Consider the following 17,404-nt stretch of genomic DNA (forward strand, 5'->3'; position numbering starts at 1 on the left):
GCGAGCGGAGTCACACGCATCGTACGCGGCTAGCTTCTGGCTGTGACCAGGAGGGGATGTGGCCGGGCGGCGCGTCGGCGGCCCGCGGTGCTGTTCGGGGCCTTGCTGGCGCCTGCGATCCTGGCCGGCGGGCTGCTGGCGGGGGAGATGCAGGGGCTGGAGATGAGCGGGGCGCTGGGCGGGCCGGTGCGGGAGGCGCCGGTGTGGGCGGCGTTCGGGCCGGTGCCGGTGCCGGAGCCCGCGCATCCCGATCGGCGGTACGGGGCCAGGGTGCGGGTGCCGGTGCGGGTGGCGATGCGCCGGCCCGTGGCCGCGCGGGTGCGGCCGGAGCCGCGGCCCAGGGCGCGTCCTGTGGCGCCGCGCAAGCGTGAGGTCCCTGAGGTGGTCGCCGTCGATCCGTACGCTCCTGAGCCGGTGGAGGCGGCCGGCACGGGGTGCCCCGGGGAGTGGGACGGTAGCTGGCTGGGTGAGCTGTGCGGTGCCGGGCAGCAGCAGCGGCAGGAGGCGCCGGAGGGCGAGCTCTCGCAGGACGGGTCTTCCGGCGGGCAGTTCGAGCAGGGGCGGCTTCAGCAGCAGCTACCGCAAGGGGAGCAGGTGGAGGGGGACGACGGTTCGTCGTCGGTCGTCCTCGATGTCACATCGACCGGGTACTCGGCCGCGTTGTCGGGCAAAGGTGTCTAGGAGTCCCTCGCGCCCCGCGTTGCCCTCGTTGGTTCTCTTGTGATGCCTCCCGCAGTGGTTACTGCCCGGATTTCCCTGCTTGTGGTGGGCGTGGTGCCTCATGTGTGCCTCCTCGGTGGGGAGGGGGCTGGGCGTACATAGTGCGTTTTTTCTCTCATAGCGGGTGTCCCGACTTCGGTCCGGACACTCAGGGGGCTGTAGTAACGTGCGTGCCTGACCCGGGTAACGAGTGTGCAAACGGAGGAGTCGAACGTGGCAGCCCCTCGATCAGCGGGTCTGATCGCGGTTGTCATGATGCTGGCTTCTCTCTTCCTGATGCCGGCACGGGCCGACGCCGAGCGGGCCCCGGACCCGAAGAACCTCACCGAGCTGCGCAGGCAGGCCGAGCAGTCGGCGCGGGAGCTGGAGGAGGCGACCAAGGCGCTGGAGAAGCGCCGTGCCGCCATCGCCGCCGCCGAGAAGCAGCTCAAGGAGAAGCTGACCGCGCTGCAGGAACTGGAGCGCAAGCTCGCGGTGATGCGCCAGCCGGTGTCGCAGATGGCGCAACTGCTGTACCAGCAGCCGATCGGGGCCGACGGCGTCGCGCCGTTCCTGTCGGGTGACGCGAACGTGGGCACGCTGCGGGCGCTCTCCGACGTCAGTCAGATCGTCGCCGTACGGCAGCAGGCGGTGGAGCAGACCAGGGTCCTGTACAAGGACGCCGAGCGCATCGCGGGCGAGGCGCAGGAACTGCGGGCGTCGAACCTGCTGGCCGAGGCCCAGATGTCGGTGCAGATCGACTCGCTGAGGGAGCGGTCGGACAAGATCGTGAAGTCGCTCACCGCGGCCCTGGTCAAGCTGGGCATCAAGATCGACAAGGTGGGGCGGGCCGCGCTCAGCTGCAACCCGCTCCGGGCGGCGACCGCCACGCAGTACCCGAACGGCCTGATCCCGAAGAGCATGCTCTGTCCGTTGCAGCAGAAGGGGTTCAGTCTCCGCGCGGACTCGGCCATCGCCTTCGTCAGCCTGAACGAGGCCTACCGCAGACGGTTCGGGAGACCTATGTGCGTCACCGACGCCTACCGCAGCCTGGCCGAGCAGCAGGCGGTGTACTACCGGCGGCCGGGGTTCGCCGCCGTGCCCGGCCGCAGCAACCACGGCCTCGGCCTGGCCGTGGACCTGTGTGGCGGCGTGGAGCGGTTCCGCTCGGCCGAGTTCGTGTGGATGGAGCAGAACTCGAAGCGGTACGGGTGGTTCCACCCCGCGTGGGCGTACAGCAGCCCCTTCGAGCCGTGGCACTGGGAGTACGACCCGAAGCTCGACACCCAGGGCTGACGGCGCTCAGGCGGCGGCCACCTGGGTGCTGCAGAACGCGCAGCGCGAGGCGGCCTTCGGGATCTCCGACAGGCACTCCAGGCACTCCTTGGTGGTGACTTCGACCTTCGCCGCCGTACGCGCCCGCAGGTGCGTGTACGGCTTGACGACCAGGAAGTACACCACCCCGGCGACCATCAGGAACGCCAGGACCGCGTTGACGAACCTGCCGTACATGAAGTCGGACCGGCCGACGGTCACCTTCAGCGACGAGAAGTCGGGCAGGCCGCCGAACGCCGAGATCAGCGGCGTGAGGAGGTCGGCCACGAACGACTGCACCACCGAGGTGAAGGCCGCGCCGATGACGACGGCCACGGCCAGGTCGATGACGTTCCCCTGCATGAGGAACTTCTTGAATCCGCTCACGGGCAGGAATCGTATCTGAATGATCACTGTGAGTGAGATTTGATGGTGATCGACAGACGCCCTCCGGCTTGGGCGGCGGCGAGCCGGCCCGCCTGCTCGGGGGTCGCCGACAGCACGACGAGGGCTCCGTGGTCGTCCTCGGCCGGGGGCACGGTGACCACGGTGACGTCGTCGGCGATGAGCTCGGCCGGCCGGTCGTCCCACGCGGCGAGGACGCCGATGGTGGAGCCGGGGGAGACCAGTTGCGCGGCGTCGGGGTCGGCGATGCGTACGGGCGCGGCGATCGCACCAGGCGGCAGCCGGAAGGAGCGGAGCAGGCGGACATCCGTGAGCGGCTCGCCCCTGCGCATGGCGGTGGCCAGCACCTGGCCGACCGCGCCCGAGCGCAGCGCGCCGTCGGGCGGGTGGTCGAGGGCCACCGCGCGCAGGTCGCCGGGCCGCAGCACGCCGGGAGCCAGGTCGCGCGCGGCGACCAGCACCTGGGGCCCGCGGGCGGGGCGCGCGGCGGCGTACCCACAGAGCACCGCGACGGCGGCCAGCGCCGCCGCGACGAGGCGGCGGCGACGGCCGCACCGGGCCAGCCAGGCGCGGATCACGGTAGCTCGAAGGGGAGCTTGATGCCGTCGAGCGCCGACGCGCACGGGCAGATGCGAGCCTCGGGCAGAGCCTGCACGGCGTCGGCGACCAGGGTGCGCATGCGGTGGACGTTCTGGGCGAAGAACTCCAGCACCTCGTCGTGGGTGACGCCTTCCCCCGCCTCCACGCCCGCATCGAGGTCGGTGACCAGCGACAGGGACGTATAACAGAGCGCCAGCTCGCGGGCGAGCACGGCCTCGGGGAAGCCGGTCATACCCACGATCGTCCACCCGTTGCGCGCGAACCGCTGGGACTCCGCGCGGGTGGAGAACCGCGGCCCTTCGATGACGACCAGGGTGCCGCCGTCGACCGTGTGCCAGCCGCCCTCGCGGGCCGCGGACACGGCCACGGCCCGGCCCGAGGGGCAGTACGGGTCGGCGAACGACACGTGCACGGCGCCGCCGGCGTCGTAGTACGTCTGCGCCCGCCCGGAGGTGCGGTCGACGAGCTGGTCGGGGACCACGATGGCGCCGGGGCCGTACTGGGCCTGGAGCGAGCCGACGGCGCTCGGGGCGAGCACCTGGCGGACGCCCAGGGAGCGCAGGGCCCAGAGGTTGGCGCGATAGGGGATGCGGTGCGGCGGGAAGCGGTGGTCCCGGCCGTGCCTGGGGATGAACGCCACGGAACGGGAGCCGATGCGGCCCACGGTGACGACGTCGCTCGGGGGCCCGTAAGGGGTGCTGAGCTCGATCTCCTCCGCGTCGTCGAGGAGGGAGTAGAAGCCGGAACCGCCGATGACGCCGATGTCTGCGCGAGTGACCATGGCGCAGAGAGTAGCCGCCCGGCAGGCGCGGCCCGCGAACCAGAACCCCATTCTGTGGATAACTCGACTGCGGAGAGTGAGCACACCAGTTCGAAGAGTAGGATCGCCGCATGCGGCAGAAGGGCCTCGGCCTCATCATCATCGCGCTCATGCTCGGCATGCTGCTGGCGGCGCTCGATCAGACGATCGTGTCCACGGCCCTGCCGACCATCGTGAGCGACCTGGGCGGGCTGGAGCACCTGTCCTGGGTGGTGACGGGCTACATGCTCGCCTCGACGGTCTCCACGCCGCTGTGGGGCAAGCTGGGCGACCAGTACGGCCGCAAGAGGCTGTTCGTCGGCGCGATCGTCATCTTCCTCGCCGGGTCCGCGCTGTGCGGGCTGAGCGGGGACATGGGGCAGCTCATCGCGTTCAGGTCCGTGCAGGGGCTGGGCGGCGGCGGGCTCATGGTGCTCGCGCAGGCCATCGTCGGCGACGTCGTCTCCGCGAGGGAACGGGGGAGGTACCAGGGGTTCTTCGGCGGCGTCTTCGCGGTGGCCAGCATCGTCGGCCCGCTGCTCGGAGGCCTGTTCGTCGACCATTTGTCCTGGCACTGGGTGTTCTACGTCAACCTGCCGCTGGGGGCCGTGGCGCTGCTCGTGATCGCCGCGGTGCTGCCCGCCGACCGCAGGGCAGGCAGGCAACGGATCGACCGGCCCAGGGTCGACTACGCGGGCGTCGTCCTGCTCGGCGGAGCGACCTCCTGCCTCGTGCTGGTGAGCACGTGGGGCGGCACCCTCTACCCCTGGGGCGACCCGGTCATCGCCGGGCTCGCCATCGCGGCCGTGGCGCTGCTGGCCGGATGGGTGCTCGCCGAGCGACGGGCGGCCGAGCCGGTGCTGCCGCTCGGGCTGTTCCGCAGCCGGGCGTTCGCGATGGCGTCGGTGGTGGGGTTCGTGGTCGGGTTCGGCATGTTCGGCGCGCTGACCTACCTGCCTCTGTTCCTGCAAGTCGTGCACCGCGTGAGCCCGACCGTGTCCGGCCTGTACCTGCTGCCCATGATGGCCGGGATGCTGACGATGTCCATCGTCAGCGGGCAGATCATCACCAGGACCGGAAAGTACCGGTACCTGCCCATCGCGGGCACGGGCGTCGCCACCGGCGGCATGCTCCTCCTGTCCACGATGGACGAGCACAGCAGCCTGCTCGCCATGGGCGCGTACCTGCTGGTGCTGGGCGTGGGGCTCGGCATGACCACGCAGGTGCTCGTGATCGTGGTGCAGAACGCCGTCGGCTTCGAGAACCTGGGGGTGGCCACGTCGGGGGCCACGTACTTCCGGTCGATCGGCGGATCGTTCGGCGTCGCGACGCTGGGCTCGGTCTTCACCGCCACGCTGGGGACCGAACTCCAGCGGGTGCTCGCGGGAGCGCGCTTGCCGCCCGGGTTCGACCCGGCGCGGGTGCGCAGCGATCCCGCCGTCCTCGGCCGGCTGCCGCCCGCCCTCGCGGGCGAGTTCATCCACGTGTACGCCTCCGCCATCGCCGCCGTGTTCCGCGTGGCGGCGCCGATCATGTTCGCGGCGTTCGTGCTGAGCTGGTTCATCCCGCAGACGCGGCTCAGGGAGACGACCAAGGCGGCCGACCTGGGCGAAAGCCTGGGGGCCGCGTCCGCGGAGCGGTCGTCACTGGCAGAGGTGGAGCGCGGTCTGGTCAGGCTCGCCGACGCCGACCTGCGGCGCGGCTACTACGCCAGGCTCGGGGCGCTGGCCGGGCTGGACAGCCTGCCGCCCCAAGCCGTGTGGATCATCGCCAGGCTCGGTGGCGAGGGGTGGGTCAGAGCGGACACACTGGCCGAACGGGCCAGGGTCAGCAGGGAGTACGGCCGGCCGTACGCCGACCGGCTGGTGGCCGACGGGCTGGCGCACCGGTCCGAGGACGGCGAGTCGTTGCGGCTCACGCCGGAAGGAGAGCAGGTGGCGCTGCGGCTGCTGGCCTGCTCGCGCGAGGGGCTGGCGAGGCTCGTCGGGGACTGGGGGCCGGACCCACGCCTCGACCAGCTCTGCGACCGCATCGCACCCCAGTTCCTGGGCGTGGACAGCGACCGGCCGCCCTAGTGGTACGGGGTCATGCCCTTGGTGGCAGTTGAGTGTGGGTGGCCGGTCGGCCGAGGGCTGAGGTCTGGCGGTGTCGTGGTGCTCCGGCCATGGATCGAGGGCTTGGGCGCACTGCTGGTTGCCGGTGTAGGGCCGCCGGTCGGCCCATGCGTGGCCAGGGTGTGGTTGAGGCGTTCTGCCTTGCCATTGGTGCGGGGACCCCCAAGAGGCTCCCGTGCCTTTTGGCGCTGCTCCTGGCCATGTCCGTACCGCGTAACCGAGGGGGCGGCCGGGCCGACAGGTCATGACCTGGGTGAGGGCGAACGCGGCCAGACGCAGCGAGGCTGTGAGCACCCTGGCCAGGGGCCGTTCCAGTCCGTGGGCGTGACGAGCAAGGCGATCGCCGCGGCCGGCGCGGTGGCGGCCAGTGTCCGGTGGTCGTGGTGGGCGTCGGGCAGGCTGGCGCGGCTCGGCGGCACCGCGCTGCCGTCAGGACGACGTCGTGGGGCGCCGTGGACGCCTGGCGGGCTGCGGGTCCGTGAGGGTGCGCGGGCCGGTGGCGGCCAGTGTCCGGTGGTCGTGGTGGGCGTCGGGCAGGCTGGCGCGGCTCGGCGGCATGGCGCTGCTGTCTGGACGTCGTTGTGGGGCGCGTTGGACGTCTGACGGGCTGCGGGTCCGGCTGCCCGTCCGTGAGGGTGCGCGGGCCGGTGGCGGCCAGTGTCCGGTGGTCGTGGTGGGCGTCGGGCAGGCTGGCGCGGCTCGGCGGCATCGCGCTGCCGTCAGGACGACGTCGTGAGGCGCCGTGGACGCCTGGCGGTTATGGGCCGGTGAGGCCGGTGGCGGGGTGGTGGGGCGCCCCGCCGGGCCGGATCAGTTGGACGCGGCGGCGGGGGCCGGGGCCGACGACGACGTCGTCGAGGACGAAGAGTCGGAGGAGGACTTGCTCTCCGAGGACTTCGACGACGACGAAGAGGTCGAAGAGGAGGTGGAGGACGAGGACGTGCGGTTGTCGGTCCGGTAGAAGCCGGACCCCTTGAACACGATGCCGACGGCGGAGAAGACCTTCCGCAGGTTGCCCTCGCACTTGGGGCAGACGGTCAACGCATCGTCGCTGAACTTCTGCACGACCTCGAGCTGCTCACCGCAGTCGTTGCAGGCGTACTGGTAGGTCGGCACGCGCTCCTCCTTCAGGTTCTGGCACTCGAGCGATGCGACTGCTAATGGTAACCGATTGGTTCAAACGCCTATTCCAACCCCCGCTCGCCGTACCATCCGGCAAGCTTGCCGCTGCGGCTGACGGCGCGCAGGCGGCGTTCGACCTGGTCACGGCAGGCAGCGGTGGTGACGACGAGGAGCTGGTCGTCGATCCTGAGCCGGGTGGTGGTGGCGGGCACGAACGATTTGCCGTCGCGTACGACGAGGGTGACGGCGGCTCCCGAGGGGAGCCGCAGCTCGAAGATCTCGACGCCGTGCAGCTTCGAGCCCTGCGGCACCTTGACCTGCAGCAGGTCGGCGTTGAGCTCCTCCAGCGGGGCCGACTCCACCTCCAGGTCGTGGGCCTCGCCGGGGGCGGAGACGCCGAGGGTGCGCGCGGCGAACGGCAGCGTGGGCCCGCCGATCAGCGTGAACACCATGACGATCACGAAGACCTGGTTGAAGATCTCCTTGGAGCCTTCGACGCCGGCGGCCCACGGGATGGTGGCGAGCACGATCGGGATGGCGCCCCGCAGCCCGGCCCATGACAGGAACGCCTGCTCCCGCCATGTCACCCGGCCGAGCCGCAGCACCCTGGCCACGGCGGCGCTCACCATGACCGACATCGGACGGGCCACGGCCACCAGGACGCTCCCGGCGATCAGCGCGGGGACCACGGCCGACGGCATCTCCTTGGGGCTGGCCAGCAGGCCCAGCATGACGAACAGCCCGATCTGCGCCAGCCACGCGGCTCCTTCGGCGAAGCCTCTGGTGGCGGCCCGGTGCGGCAGGCGCGAGTTGCCGAGGATGAGCGCCGACAGGTAGACGGCGAGGAATCCGGAGCCGTGCAGCAGCACGGCCCCCGCGTACGAGGCGAAGGTGAGGGCGAGGACGGCGATGGGGTACAGGCCGGAGGCGGGGAGCGCGATGCGGCGCAGCGCGTACGCCCCGGCAGGGCCCACGGCCAGGCCGACCGCGGCGCCGATCACCAGCTCGACGGCGGTCTCGAACAGGAACGTTCCGATGGAGGCGGTCGAGGCGGTGCCGCTGCTGAGCAGCACGACGGCGATGACGGTGGGGGCGTCGTTGAACCCGGACTCCGCCTCCAGCACGCCGGCCAGGCGGGGCGGCAGCGGCAGGCGCCGCAGCACGGAGAAGACGGCGGCGGCGTCGGTGGAGGCGAGCACCGCGCCGAGGATCAGCGCGGTGTTCCTGTCGATGCCGAGCAGGGCCTGCACGACGACGGCGACCACGACGATGCTGACGGCGACGCCGATCGTGGCCAGGACCATCGCGAGCGGCACCGAGCGCCGTACGTGCGACCAGTTGGTGGTCAGACCGCCCTCGGCGAGGATGACGGTGAGCGCGATGAGGCCGATCTGCTGGGCCACCTGCGGGTCGGCGAACTGGATGCCGAGACCGGCGTCGCCCAGCAGCAGGCCGAAGCCGAGGAACAGCAGGAGGCTGGGCAGGCCGCTGCGGTGCGCGACGCGGACGGCGACGATGGCCGCGATGACGATGACGGCGCCGAGAAGAAGCCAGACATCAAGCGTCATCTGGCCCCCTCTCGTCCCTGCGGTTACATAAGACTAGTGAGTCCTGAGGGGGTCATGGCAAAGCGGACCGGGCGGTCGTGGGGCTCCGCCGGCACCCCTTCCACGAGCTCACCGTCGTGCAGCAGGGCCACCGTGGGGACGTTCGGACCCACCCGGGACAGGACCCTGTCGTACGAGCCGCCGCCGCGGCCGAGCCGCACGCCGGTGGCCGGGTCGACGGCGAGGGCGGGCACGATGACCAGGGCGGCGGTGCGGATCGCGTCGACGCCGCGCCGCGTGTCGACGGGCTCCATGATCCCGAACCGTCCTGGCGCGAGGCTGTCGGGGCCGTCGTAGACGGCCCAGTCGAGGTCGTTGTCGTCGCGCAGCACCGGCAGCATCACGGTCGCGCCGTGCTTCCACAGGGCGAGCACCAGGCCGTGCGTGGCGGGTTCGTGCCCCTCGGACCAGTAGCAGGCCACCAGGCCGGCCATCTGGACCCACGGCTGCTCCAGCAGCGTCTCGCGGACCCTGGTGGCGTTCGCGCGCAGCTGCTCGGGGGAGAGCGACGCGCGCGCCGACGCCAACCGGCGACGCAGGTTCACCTTGTCCACAGGTACCTCCACTAGGGTCTACTCATGGCTGACTTCGACCCTGTGACGAAAGCCGTCGTGCCCGCCGCGGGTCTGGGCACCCGGTTCCTCCCGGCGACCAAGGCGACACCCAAGGAGATGTTGCCCATCGTCGACAAGCCCGCGATCCAGTATGTCGTCGAGGAGGCCGCCTCGGCGGGCCTGCTCGACGTCCTCATGGTGACCGGCAAGAACAAGCGGTCCATCGAGGACCATTTCGACCGCGCGTTCGAGCTGGAGGAGGCACTCGAGGCGAAGGGCGACGAGCACCGGCTGTCCCAGGTTCGCGAGCCCGCGTCGCTCGCCACGCTGCACTACGTGCGGCAGGGCGAGCCGAGGGGGCTCGGGCACGCGGTCCTGTGCGCCAAGCAGCACGTGGGCGAGCATCCGTTCGCGTGTCTGCTGGGCGACGACCTGATCGACCGCCGTGACCTGCTGCTCAAGCGCATGATCGAGGTGCGCAACACGTACGGCGGCAGCGTGATCGCCCTGATGGAGGTGCCGAAGGAGCAGGTCTCCCTGTACGGCGTGGCCACCATCGAGGCGACCGACGAGGACGACGTGGTCCGCGTGACCGACCTGGTGGAGAAGCCACCTGCGGACGAGGCGCCGTCCAACTGGGCGATCATCGGACGGTACGTCATCGACCCCGCGGTCTTCGAGGTGCTGGAGAACACCCCGCCGGGGCGCGGCGGCGAGATCCAGCTGACCGACGCGCTGCGCACCCTCGCCGGGCGCGGCTCGGAGGAGGGCGGCCCGGTCCACGGCGTGCTGTTCCGAGGCCGCAGGTACGACACCGGTGACAAGCTCGACTATCTGCGGACGGTGGTGAAGTTCGCGGCGGACCGGGAGGATCTGGCCCCCGAGTTCGTGCCGTGGCTGCGGGAGTTCCTCGATGAGATCGGTTGACGCGCATCTGGCCGAGATCCTGGCCACCGTGCGTCCGCTGGCGCCCCTCGAGGTCGACCTCGAGGGGGCGCTGGGCACCACCCTGGCCGAGGAGGTCTCCTCGCCGGTGCCGCTCCCGCCGTTCGACAACTCCGCCATGGACGGGTACGCCGTCCGCGCGGCCGACGTCGCGGCGGTCCCCGTCACGCTGCCGGTGATCGACGACGTGGCGGCCGGGTCGGACGAGCTGCGTGCCGTCGGCCCCGGCCACGCCGTACGGATCATGACGGGCGCGCCGGTGCCGGCGGGCGCCGACACGGTCATCCCGGTCGAGTGGACCGACGGCGGCACCGCGTCCGTCCGCATCGAGCGTTCGGCGGCGGCCGGCAACGCCATCCGCAGGGCGGGCGAGGACGTCCAGGCGGGTGAGGTGGTGCTCAAGCCGGGCACGGTGATCGGGCCGGCGCAGCTCGGCATCATCGCCGGGGTCGGCAGGCGCAGGGTGACGGTGCGGCCGAGGCCGCGCGTCGTCGTGCTCTCGACGGGCGCCGAGCTGGTGGACCCCGGCAACCCGCTGGGCCCCGGCCAGATCTGGGACTCCAACAGCTACACGCTGTCGGCCGCCGTGCGCGCGGCGGGCGCCGACGGTTTCCGCGTCGGCTCCGTGGGCGACGACCCGGCCGCGTTCCTCGACACGCTCGACACCCACCTCGTCCGCGCCGACGCGGTCGTCACCAGCGGCGGGGTCTCCATGGGGGCGTACGAGCCGGTCAAGGAGGCGCTGACGCCGCTCGGGACGGTGCGCTTCGAGAAGGTGGCCATGCAGCCGGGCATGCCGCAGGGGTTCGGCGTCCTCGGCGACGACCGGGTGCCGATCTTCGCCCTGCCGGGCAACCCGGTGTCGTCGTTCGTGTCGTTCATGCTGTTCGTCCGTCCGGCGCTGGACAGGATGCGCGGGCTGCCGCCCGGTCCGCCCGCGACGGTCGCCGCGCGCACCGCCGCGCCGCTGCGCTCGCCCGCGGGCAAGCGCTCGTTCCTGCGCGGCGTGCTCGGGGCCGACGGCGTGGTGGCGCCGGTGCACGGGCAGGGTTCGCACCAGCTCGCCGCGCTGGCCGCGGCGAACGCGCTGATCGTGCTGCCCGAGGACGTGACCGAGGTGCCCGAGGGCGGCGCCGTGGAGGTGATCAGGCTGTGAGCGAGCTCACCCATGTGGACGAGACGGGCGCGGCGCGCATGGTGGACGTGTCCGGCAAGGACGTCAGCGCGCGCAGCGCCACGGCCACCGGACGCGTGCTGCTGTCGCCCGCCGTCGTGAAGCTGCTGCGCTCGGGCGAGACGCCGAAGGGCGACGCCCTCGGCGTGGCCAGGATCGCCGGGATCATGGGGGCCAAGCGCACCCCCGACCTGATCCCGCTGTGCCACCCGATCGCGCTGCACGGCGTCAAGGTCACCCTGGACGTCGAGGACTGGGGCGTCGCCATCACCTGCCGGGTCAAGACGGCCGATCGCACCGGCGTGGAGATGGAGGCGCTGACCGCGGTGTCGGTGGCCGCCCTGGCGCTCGTGGACATGGTGAAGGCGGTCGACCCGGCCGCCGTCATCACGGACGTGCGGGTGGAGGAGAAGCTGGGCGGCAAGACCGGCCGCTGGACGCGGGACGAGCCAGCATGATCCGGGCGCTCGTGGTGACCGTGTCGAACCGCGCCTCGGCAGGGGTGTACGAGGATAAGTCGGGCCCGCTGCTGGCCGACCTGCTCGGCGAGGCCGGGTGCGCGGTGGACGGCCCGGTGGTGGTGCCCGACGGTGAGCCCGTCGAGCAGGCGCTGCGCGACGGGGTCGCCGCGGCGTACGACGTGATCGTGACGACCGGCGGCACCGGGCTGACCCCGACCGACCTCACCCCCGAGATGACCGCCCGGGTGATCTCCAGGGAGATCCCCGGCATCGCGGAGGCCATCCGGCTGGCAAATCGCGAAAAAGTCCCTACGTCGGTTCTGTCCCGCGGGCTGGCAGGGCAGGCCGGCTCCACGCTGATCGTGAACCTGCCCGGATCCTCCGGCGGCGTACGCGACGGCGTGGCCGTGCTCGCCCCCGTGCTGCGGCACGCCGTCGACCAGATCAGAGGCGGCGACCACCCCCGCTGACCTGGATTCCGCCCCTCTCGTGGCGACAGCGAGCCCGATGGGGGGATGATGAAGGGGTGGATCGACTTCGTGGCTGGCCGGCGACCCTGACCGAGGGCCCGGTGGGCCTCCGGCCGCTGCGGCTGGGCGATGTTCGCGTCTGGCGCGAGACGCGCCTGCGCAACGCAGACTGGCTGCGTCCCTGGGAGCCCAGCAACCCGGAGACGCCGCTCTTCCGTACCGGCCTCGGCCCGTACGTCTCCATGGTCGGCACCCTGCGGCGCGAGGCGCGACAGGGGCTGGCGCTACCGTGGGTGATCACCTACGACGGCCGCTTCGCCGGGCAGCTCACCGTCGGCGCCATCGTCTGGGGCTCCGCGCGTTCCGCCCAGGTCGGCTACTGGATCGACGGCGCGCTCGCCGGACGCTCGATCACCCCGACCGCCCTCGCCATGGCCGTCGACCACTGCTTCTTCACCACCGGCCTGCACCGCCTCGAAGCGAACATCAGGCCGGAGAATCACGCCAGCAGAAGAGTGGTTGAGAAGCTCGGATTCCGGGAAGAAGGCATTCGGCGGCGCCAACTCCACATCGATGGGGCCTGGCGCGACCACATCTGTTACGCGCTGACCGTCGAGGACGTCCCCGGCGGGCTGCTCGTACGATGGCGTCGCGCGCGTGAGTCAGCAGCTCACGGTGGGTCTCCCATCGAAGAGGTTTGACGATCTCGCGACACACCGCACTGAATGCTCGTCAATCAGTGACACACAGTCTTACGGTGCGTGACGTGAGCACATCCAAGGCGCGACGAACACCAACGCGTCTTTGTGCTGCGCGGAGGTGGTCGTGAGCAGCGTCCTCCTCTATCTCGCCATCGTCGTCATGTGGCTCTGCGTCCTCATCCCGATGTGGCTGCGCAGAGACAAGACGAACCTCGCCGAACTCGCCGAACTCGAAGAGCACTACACCGGCGAGCACCAGATCCCCGACCTCGACCAGCTGTCCGCCCACGGCGAGACCGAGGACGGCGTCCCCGGCGAGGCCGTCGAGAGGGTCGACGTCCGCCAGTTCCGGCTGCGACGCCGCGCCATCATCGTGGCCCGCCGGCGCCGCCTGCTGTTCTTCACGGCGCTGCTGGTGCTCGCCTCGGTCGTGACCGCCGCCGTCGACGTGATCCCGTGGTGGGGCGTCGCGCCGTCCGTCGTCGTCATGCTGACGTACGTCGGCTTCCTGCGCGTGGCCGTACAGGTGGACAGGGACCGCCGCGAACGCGCCCGGAGGGCGCGCGCCGAGCGCCTGCGCCGGGCCCGCGAGCGGCAGCGCGCCGCCGAACAGGCCGACGCCGAGGTGATCGAACTCACCCCGATGCACCCGGACGTCCTGTTCGACCAGTACGCCGAACCACCGAAGCGCGCCGTGGGGGACTGAGATGGCGCGAGGACCGTCAGAAGTTTGCTAATCTGGACGAGTCCTTGGGGATGTAGCGCAGCCCGGTAGCGCACTTCGTTCGCATCGAAGGGGTCAGGGGTTCAAATCCCCTCATCTCCACCAGGGGCCGTTCTTGAAACGGCTGGACTGAAGTTGACGGGATCCCGTCTGATCATCGCGATCAGGCGGGATCTTGTCGTTTCAGGGGTTTCCGAATCGGATTCGTCCTGGTTTGGGAGCCGCGGAGCGGGTGTCCGGGAAGGCCCGGGTGATGTCAGGCCGCTGGTGGAGGACCGAGATCCGGCCGTTGGGCATGGCGAAGCCGACGGTGAGCGGGGCGCTGCGACAGGGTGGCGGGTCTTGCGGCTTATGGGGTGGCTGGTGGCCTGCTCTGGCCTGCGGGTGGTACTACTTCCGGACGGAGCGGGCGGTGGCCGCTGACGGGTCGGTGTCGCGGGTGGTGGTCGATGAGGACCTGGAGCTGCACGTCGAGGCGTGCGCGCATCTGGCGGGGCTGCGGGGTGCGGGCCGGGCGTTCAACACGGAGAAGACGTACGCGGGCCCGATCGCCTCTGCTTGTCCTACTGCCAGGGCCACGGGGTGGACGGTCGAGGCCGAGCTTGGCGCAGCTGATGACGATGATGCGGCGGCTGGTGGACGAGCCGGGGCGAGATCTGCGGCGAGCTCGATCGTAGAGCGCTCGCGATCTTGTACGGAATCGATCGCGCTTGTGAGAGCGCGGAAGAACGCTTGAACCGGCGGTGGGGGATTGCGGCCGATCCGGCCCGCGATCCCCCACCGCCGGCTCGTGGGGTCGTCAGCTCCCGCCGCCGGCTTCCCACGATGAGTCATCGATCACTGTGCAGGGCGCAACCTGGCCGACGATCAGAGAACCCGTCAGCCGCCACAGCAGGGGACGCTCCTTCGTCTCGGCCGTCTCCTGATGGTCTCCGGCGAACTCCAGCACCAGCGTCCGGTCGGCGCCGATGCGCCGCGGATCGATTTCCACCCCGCCGTCGCGCATCCAGGACGCGCCGGAGCCCGGCTCGCCGCCCAGCGCCGTGCCGCCCGTCTGTCCTCTGCCCGCCTTGCACTGCTTGCCGGCCGGGACATAGGTGATGTCGGCCTTGATGCCCGCCGCGGCCAGGTCCCGTTCGAGCTGGTCGGCGTCCTTGAACTCGTTGATCTCCACCCTGACCGTGCCGTCGGTGTTCTTGGTTACGGCGTACGCGGGCCTCTCCGTCCCGGTCAGCATCGGGACGGCGAACGCGGCCGCCGCGGCGACGAGTACCGCCGCGCCGCCCGCGTAGAGCCGGTGGGTGAGGCGGCGGCGGCGCTCGACGCGGTCGGTGATCTCGGCCTTGAGTTCCATCAGCAGTTGCTCCTCGTATTTCATTCCGATGCTCCACTCATGACGAAGGGCAGGTTCTGGAGCTTCTTGCGGGCGCGGTGTAGGCGCACCTTGGCGGCGCCCTGCCGGATGCCGAGGGCGAGCGCGGCCTCCGTGACCGTGAGCTGATCGATGACGACCAGTTCCAGTACCGCGCGCTCTCCCTCCGGCAACTCGGCCATGGCCTCGAACGCCTGCCTGGCGCGCCGCTCCGCGTCGATACGTTGCTCCAGCTCGGCGATGTCGTCTATGTCGAGCGTGCGCCGCCCGCTCACCCGGCCCGTCAGCTGGTACTGCTTGTACGCTCTGCGCCGCTCGGCGGAGAGCGTCTTGCGGGCCACACCGTAGAGCCAGGCGATCTCGGTGCCCAGCTCGGCCCGGTAGGTGTGGGCCGAGTCGAGCACCGCCACGAACACCTCGGCCACCAGGTCGGCGACGGTGTGCGGGTCGTCGACGCGGCGGGCGAGGAAGCGGGTGAGCGCATCGACGTGCCGCCGGTAGAAGGCCTCGAAGGCCACAGGATCTGTGGCGATCTCCGCCCGTTTACGACGCACCGCTCATGCTCCCTTCGTCGATTTCGCCTCTACTTGGCGAGAACCAGCAAAGGGGTTACATCCGACATGTCATGGCCAGGTAACCGCCCGGCTCATGGGAGCCGAGCCTGACGGTGCGAGGCGGGCCGACGGCCTGCTCGCGGTGATGCGGGCGGCCTGCCCTCGTGCAGGACATGGCCGCCGAGCCTGTCGACCAGGCGGCGCGGGAAGCCGGTGCCACTATCCGCTTCACCAGCCACTGAACCTGACACCCTCGGTAGATCTCCACGTGCCTCATGTGCCTGGAAAGACCATCTCGTTTTGACCTGCGAGGAGAGGACAAGAACCCCAGATAAGCGGTGGGATGGCCTCGGAGCTGCGCAGATCACCACAACCTGGCCCTGGGAAACGATTATTCTCGCTACGGGAAGCGATCTTCTAGACATGGGTCAAAGGCCATTTCCGAGTGATCGGGAGCGGCTTTTTGCGTTGCCGAGTGACTAACTGAGTGACTACGCCGGATGGGAGCCGACGATGCGGACCCGACGAGGTGCCCGGGTTGTTCTGCTGGACCAGGCCGATCGAGTTCTGATGATCCAGCACCGGGACGATGGCGCCATCGTGGTCCCGGGGTCTCCGGTCAGGGCGTTGTTCTGGGTCCCCCCGGGCGGTGGGTTGAAGGAGGGTGAGGACTTCCTGCAGGCCGCTCGTAGAGAGTTGCTGGAGGAGACCGGGCTGACGGAGGCCGAGTGGGGACCATGCCTGTGGACCCTCGATGCGGACGTCCTGTGGCACGGTGAACCTGTGCACATGCACGAACGGTATTTCCTTGCGCGGATGCGCAGTGCGGAGCCGATCAGCCGTGCTTATCTGGAGCCGGGCGAAGAGCAGGGTATTGCAGATCACCGATGGTGGTCCCTGGGCGAACTGGTCGCAGCCGAGAGCACGGAGTCTCTACGACCCGTGGGACTTCCGGAACTGCTGGCCGATGTACTGGCCGTGGGGGGACACCCGTCAGGTGAACCACGTGCACTGCGCGTTTAGCAGGTCGTCCATTGGACTCACCCAGGACGAAGGCCGCTCCTGGGTGGTGGAAGCGGCCCTTTTCGCTGCCACATGACCAACTGGGCGGGCTGTCCGTCACCGGTGGTGGTGCGGTAGCCGACCAGGCGTGAGATGGCTTCGATGGGCACGCCGGAGCCGGAGAGCAGCGCGGTCTGGGTGGGTGTCGGTGTTGCCGAGGTCCCAGGCGGCGCGTCGGGGTCAGGCGGGCCTTCGAAAGCGCTCAAGGCATCAGTTTGGTCAGCCGGCCCAGCAGCCCGTTCTCACCGACCAGTTCCATCCCGTCGGCGCGGGCCTGCTCGACCAGCTCCCTGCCGGAGTCCTTGGGCTCTGTACGCGCCACGGCGGCATCCTCCAGGTCGATCTCCGTCGATGCCTGGTCCTCCTTTCATCAGCGGCGATGATGCCGCGGGCGGCGCGGGCGGCCAGCCGTCGCCCTTGGCGTTGAGGAACAGGACCGGGTTGTGGCCGGCGTGAGGCCAGGTGGGGCGCGACAAGTGGCCGATCTGGGAGCGCGAGTTCGGCCGGACTGAACATCACCGTCCTGCTGCCGGAGCACGCCATGGACGTCTGAGACCGCCTGCTCGTCCTGAGGCGTTCACGGGAGCGGATGACCAGGCGGAACAGGAGCGTCCAAAGACCGCCTCTCACGCGAGGAGTGATCGTTTCCCGGAATCGCCGGGCGCAGTCAGGCCATCGTCCGGACGCCGGGGAGCGATCTCAAGAGGGCCTGGCTTGCCAAGTCATC

General features: G+C 70.6%; 18 protein-coding genes, 1 tRNA gene and 1 pseudogene. 11 read left to right on the forward strand and 9 right to left on the reverse strand.

Translation table 11 applies throughout. The features are described from left to right. Positions 1-42 precede the first annotated feature (42 nt). The gene (locus BMX74_RS01360) at positions 43-681 is read left to right on the forward strand and encodes a hypothetical protein (protein ID WP_143078521.1); all 639 of its coding nucleotides are present in this window, start codon (positions 43-45) and stop codon (positions 679-681) included. Positions 682-972: 291 nt separating this feature from the next. Then, positions 973-1,995 (forward strand): M15 family metallopeptidase, encoded by a 1,023-nt coding sequence (locus BMX74_RS01365; RefSeq protein WP_256256721.1) that lies wholly within the window; start codon positions 973-975, stop codon positions 1,993-1,995. 6 nt (positions 1,996-2,001) lie between these two features. Here BMX74_RS01365 and mscL read toward each other — a convergent pair whose 3' ends face one another. Genes mscL through BMX74_RS01380 form a run of 3 tightly spaced genes read right to left on the reverse strand, consistent with a single transcriptional unit; the run spans position 2,002 to position 3,799 of the window. Then, positions 2,002-2,400, reverse strand: a complete 399-nt coding sequence (gene mscL, locus BMX74_RS01370) for a large conductance mechanosensitive channel protein MscL (RefSeq protein ID WP_055507954.1) — start codon at positions 2,398-2,400, stop codon at positions 2,002-2,004. Positions 2,401-2,423: 23 nt separating this feature from the next. Then, entirely contained in the window at positions 2,424-2,996 is a 573-nt protein-coding gene (locus BMX74_RS01375; protein ID WP_091097701.1) for an SAF domain-containing protein, read from the reverse strand. Beyond that, a complete protein-coding gene (locus BMX74_RS01380; RefSeq protein ID WP_091097703.1) occupies positions 2,993-3,799 on the reverse strand; it encodes an S-methyl-5'-thioadenosine phosphorylase in 807 nt (268 codons plus the stop codon). The genes BMX74_RS01375 and BMX74_RS01380 overlap by 4 nt, the downstream gene beginning before the upstream one ends. Before the next feature lie 110 nt (positions 3,800-3,909). On the opposite strand from BMX74_RS01380, the gene BMX74_RS01385 reads away from it, so the two are divergent. Then, positions 3,910-5,892: an MDR family MFS transporter gene (locus BMX74_RS01385; protein WP_055507958.1), complete on the forward strand. Its 1,983-nt coding sequence runs from the start codon at positions 3,910-3,912 to the stop codon at positions 5,890-5,892. Between the two features lie 849 nt (positions 5,893-6,741). On the opposite strand, the gene BMX74_RS01390 is transcribed toward BMX74_RS01385, so the two are convergent. The 3 genes from BMX74_RS01390 to BMX74_RS01400 form a co-directional block, all read right to left on the reverse strand. Beyond that, a complete protein-coding gene (locus BMX74_RS01390) occupies positions 6,742-7,047 on the reverse strand; it encodes an FmdB family zinc ribbon protein (protein WP_082535522.1) in 306 nt (101 codons plus the stop codon). Between the two features lie 68 nt (positions 7,048-7,115). After that, complete coding sequence (locus tag BMX74_RS01395; RefSeq protein ID WP_055507962.1) at positions 7,116-8,621, reverse strand: potassium/proton antiporter; 1,506 nt, start codon at positions 8,619-8,621, stop codon at positions 7,116-7,118. Between the two features lie 23 nt (positions 8,622-8,644). Continuing rightward, a complete protein-coding gene (locus BMX74_RS01400) occupies positions 8,645-9,214 on the reverse strand; it encodes a 5-formyltetrahydrofolate cyclo-ligase (RefSeq protein WP_055507964.1) in 570 nt (189 codons plus the stop codon). Between the two features lie 24 nt (positions 9,215-9,238). Between BMX74_RS01400 and galU the strand changes: the two genes are divergently transcribed. The 7 genes from galU (at position 9,239) to BMX74_RS01435 (ending at position 13,794) form a co-directional block, all read left to right on the forward strand. After that, positions 9,239-10,141, forward strand: coding sequence for a UTP--glucose-1-phosphate uridylyltransferase GalU (galU, locus tag BMX74_RS01405; protein ID WP_055507966.1), 903 nt, complete (start codon positions 9,239-9,241; stop codon positions 10,139-10,141). Next, positions 10,128-11,315 (forward strand): molybdotransferase-like divisome protein Glp, encoded by a 1,188-nt coding sequence (gene glp / locus BMX74_RS01410; RefSeq protein WP_055507968.1) that lies wholly within the window; start codon positions 10,128-10,130, stop codon positions 11,313-11,315. The genes galU and glp overlap by 14 nt, the downstream gene beginning before the upstream one ends. Then, positions 11,312-11,791, forward strand: a complete 480-nt coding sequence (gene moaC / locus BMX74_RS01415; RefSeq protein ID WP_055507970.1) for a cyclic pyranopterin monophosphate synthase MoaC — start codon at positions 11,312-11,314, stop codon at positions 11,789-11,791. The genes glp and moaC overlap by 4 nt, the downstream gene beginning before the upstream one ends. Continuing rightward, on the forward strand, positions 11,788-12,264 hold the full coding sequence (locus BMX74_RS01420; protein ID WP_055507972.1) for a MogA/MoaB family molybdenum cofactor biosynthesis protein: 477 nt from the start codon (positions 11,788-11,790) through the stop codon (positions 12,262-12,264). Before moaC ends, BMX74_RS01420 begins: the two co-directional genes overlap by 4 nt. A gap of 56 nt (positions 12,265-12,320) precedes the next feature. Continuing rightward, positions 12,321-12,965, forward strand: coding sequence for a GNAT family N-acetyltransferase (locus BMX74_RS01425; RefSeq protein WP_055507974.1), 645 nt, complete (start codon positions 12,321-12,323; stop codon positions 12,963-12,965). Between the two features lie 124 nt (positions 12,966-13,089). Beyond that, positions 13,090-13,671, forward strand: a complete 582-nt coding sequence (gene sepX / locus BMX74_RS01430; protein WP_063792315.1) for a divisome protein SepX/GlpR — start codon at positions 13,090-13,092, stop codon at positions 13,669-13,671. A 46-nt stretch (positions 13,672-13,717) separates the two neighbouring features. Beyond that, positions 13,718-13,794, forward strand: a tRNA-Ala gene (locus BMX74_RS01435). 694 nt (positions 13,795-14,488) lie between these two features. Here BMX74_RS01435 and BMX74_RS01445 read toward each other — a convergent pair. Beyond that, the gene (locus BMX74_RS01445; RefSeq protein WP_055507979.1) at positions 14,489-15,067 is read right to left on the reverse strand and encodes a hypothetical protein; all 579 of its coding nucleotides are present in this window, start codon (positions 15,065-15,067) and stop codon (positions 14,489-14,491) included. Continuing rightward, positions 15,064-15,615: an RNA polymerase sigma factor gene (locus BMX74_RS01450; RefSeq protein WP_176573548.1), complete on the reverse strand. Its 552-nt coding sequence runs from the start codon at positions 15,613-15,615 to the stop codon at positions 15,064-15,066. The genes BMX74_RS01445 and BMX74_RS01450 overlap by 4 nt, the downstream gene beginning before the upstream one ends. 513 nt (positions 15,616-16,128) lie before the next feature. Between BMX74_RS01450 and BMX74_RS01455 the strand changes: the two genes are divergently transcribed. Continuing rightward, a complete protein-coding gene (locus BMX74_RS01455; protein ID WP_063792298.1) occupies positions 16,129-16,638 on the forward strand; it encodes an NUDIX hydrolase in 510 nt (169 codons plus the stop codon). A 247-nt stretch (positions 16,639-16,885) separates the two neighbouring features. On the opposite strand, the pseudogene BMX74_RS46560 reads toward BMX74_RS01455, so the two are convergent. Further along, a pseudogene (locus tag BMX74_RS46560) lies at positions 16,886-17,020 on the reverse strand (IS256 family transposase); the annotation flags it as partial. Positions 17,021-17,404: the final 384 nt, after the last annotated feature.

The organism is Nonomuraea pusilla (assembly GCF_900109355.1).
Classification (GTDB): Bacteria; Actinomycetota; Actinomycetes; order Streptosporangiales; family Streptosporangiaceae; genus Nonomuraea; species Nonomuraea pusilla.